General features: G+C 72.6%; 2 protein-coding genes. Both read right to left on the bottom strand.

What is annotated here, in order from left to right:
- On the bottom strand, window positions 1–1,089 hold a 1,089-nt coding region (gene menD / locus IRZ30_RS17010; RefSeq protein ID WP_294086891.1), incomplete at its 3' end, for a 2-succinyl-5-enolpyruvyl-6-hydroxy-3-cyclohexene-1-carboxylic-acid synthase.
- A complete protein-coding gene (locus tag IRZ30_RS17005; protein WP_294086890.1) occupies window positions 1,086–2,264 on the bottom strand; it encodes an isochorismate synthase in 1,179 nt (392 codons plus the stop codon). The genes menD and IRZ30_RS17005, both read right to left, overlap by 4 nt.
- Window positions 2,265–2,413 lie beyond the last annotated feature (149 nt).

Genomic DNA, 2,413 nt, shown 5'->3' with positions numbered 1-2,413 from the left:
GTCCCCCTCACCCCCCTGCCCCCCTCTCCCACGAGGGGCGAGGGGAGAATTGCTGAGTGCGGTGCAGAGGTGGGTGGGCGAGGCGTGGACGACCCGGGCGGCGAGCAGCTCCGGGTCCTCCCAGCCGTCGCCGCCGTCGACCACGATGTGCCGCGCGGCGGGGTGGCGCTGGAGGTAGAGCAGTACCGGCTTGGAGGTCGGCATGGCGCCGAAGCGCAACACCAGGTCCGGCGCCAGGCGCTCCACCAGCGCCGGGTCGCGCAGGAACGCGTCGTAGGCGTCGAGCACGACGTCGTCCACGTGCGGCCCGCAGCGCACGTGCGACAGCGGATCGGCCAACACCGGGAACCCGAGCGCGCGGGCCAGCCCGACCACCGCCGGGCCGAGGTCCGGGTCCGTCTGCGGCCCGCAGATGATCAGCCCGCGCCGCGCGGCGGCCAGCTCCGAAGCCAGCGCCTGCACCGTCGCCGGGTCGGGCACGCGCGGGGCACGCGACACGGTGATGCCCGCCGCCACGCCCGCATCGGGAGCGTCCTCCTCCGGCGGCAGCGGCATGAGCGGCTCGCGGAAGGGGAAGTTGAGGTGCACCGGGCCGGCAGGGTCGGCGAGCGCGGTGGCGGCGGCGCGTGCGGCGAGCATGCGGGCATACCGCAGCATGCCGGGCGTCGCCTCCGGCGGGGCCGCGTCCACGAACCACTTCACGTTGCTGCCGAAGAGGTGAATCTGATCGATCGCCTGCGGCGCGCCGACATCACGCAGCTCGTGCGGGCGGTCGGCCGTCAGCAACAGCAGCGGCACGCGGGCATAGCGCGCCTCGACCACGGCCGGGAGGAAGTTCGCCGCCGCCGTGCCGGAGGAGCAGACGACCGCGACCGGCTCGCGCCGTGCCTTGGCCATGCCCAGCGCGAAGAAGGCGGCCGAGCGCTCGTCCAGGTGCAGCCAGAGGCGGATATCCGGGTGCCGTGCCAGCATCACCGCCAGCGGCGTGGAGCGGGAGCCGGGCGCGAAGACCACGTGGCGCACCCCGGCCCGGGCGAGCTCATCCACGAAGGCGCCGACATAGGTGAACAAGACCTGCTGGTGCGTCACTCGGTCCCTGTCCCCTCGATCCCCAGTGCCGCGAGCATCGGCCGCAGCTTCACCGCCGACTCGGCGTACTCGCGCTCCGGGTCGGAGTCACCCATGATGCCGCAGCCAGCGAAGAGCGTCGCCTCGGCCCCCTCGACCAGCGCCGAGCGCAGCGCGACGGCAAACTCACCCTGGCCGGAGGCATCCATCCACCCCACCGGCGCGGCGTACCAGCCCCGGTCCAGCCCCTCGTGCTCCCGGATGTAGCGCAGCGCCGCCGCGCGAGGCATCCCGCCCACCGCCGGGGTCGGGTGCAGGCGCGCGACCAGGTCCAGCAGCGTCGCGCCGTCGCGCAGCCGCGCGGTGACCGGCGTGTAGAGGTGGTGCACGTTCCGGACGGAAAGGATCACCGGCTCGTCCGGGGCCTCGACCTCGACGCACGGGCCATCGAGCGCGGCGCGGATTGCCCGGACGACGACCGCGTGCTCCGCGCGGTCCTTGGTGCTGGCGAGCAGCGCAGCGGCCAGCTCCCGGTCCTCCTCCGGCGTCGTCCCACGCCGGATCGACCCAGCCAGGCTGGCCACGCGCACCGTCCGGCCCTCCAGCCGCACCAGGCGCTCGGGCGTAGCGCCCAGGAAAACCTGCTCGCCCCGGGCCACGGCGAAGACGTAGCAACTCGGATAGGCATCGCGCAGCCGCCGGAGCGCCGCCTCGACATCGAACGGCTCCTCAGCCTCGACCCGCACCTCCCGCGCGAGCACCACCTTCTCCAGCTCGCCACGGCGGACCGCCGCTGCGGCCTCGGAAACGGCGGTGAGGAAACCCCTCACCCCCCTGCCCCCCTCTCCCACAAGGGGCGAGGGGGGGACTGCTTGGGCGAGAGCGGTGCGGATCGTCTGGAGGACGGCAGCAAGATCTCGCTCTACCAGTTCCGCCGGCACTCGGAGGAAACGCAGCCCGAGCGTCTCCAGCAGTTCCTGGCGCTCACGGTCGTGCTCGACCTGAGTGGCATGCACACCGCCGTCCACCTCGACAACGAGGCGCTTCTCTGGTGCGTAGAAATCGACGACGAACGGGCCGATCGGCTGTTGTCTCCGGAACTTGATGCCGTCGATTCGGCGGCCACGCAGAGCCTCCCAGAGCAGCGCCTCACTCGGCGTCGACGCCTTCCGGAAGTGCCGTGCTACCTCCACCATCCGGCGCCGCACGTCCTCGGAAATCTCCCAGCGATCCGGCCGCTCCCCCCGTACGCCACGTCCCTCTCCCCCTCTCTCCTCATGGAAGACGGGCTCTGAGGGTGAGCGGGTACACATCTGACGCTGCCGACGGAGGGTGAGGTGTAGAT

This window comes from Sphaerobacter sp. (assembly GCF_019683595.1).
Lineage (GTDB): Bacteria > Chloroflexota > Chloroflexia > Thermomicrobiales > Thermomicrobiaceae > Sphaerobacter.
The sequence above is the reverse complement of the archived record's forward strand: the minus strand, read 5'-3'. Positions and strand labels throughout refer to the sequence as shown.

What these genes read in the sequence shown, in the direction of transcription:
- IRZ30_RS17005 (WP_294086890.1), bottom strand. Translation starts at nt 2,264, where the DNA reads ATGGTGGAGGTAGCACGGCACTTCCGGAAGGCGTCGACGCCGAGTGAG.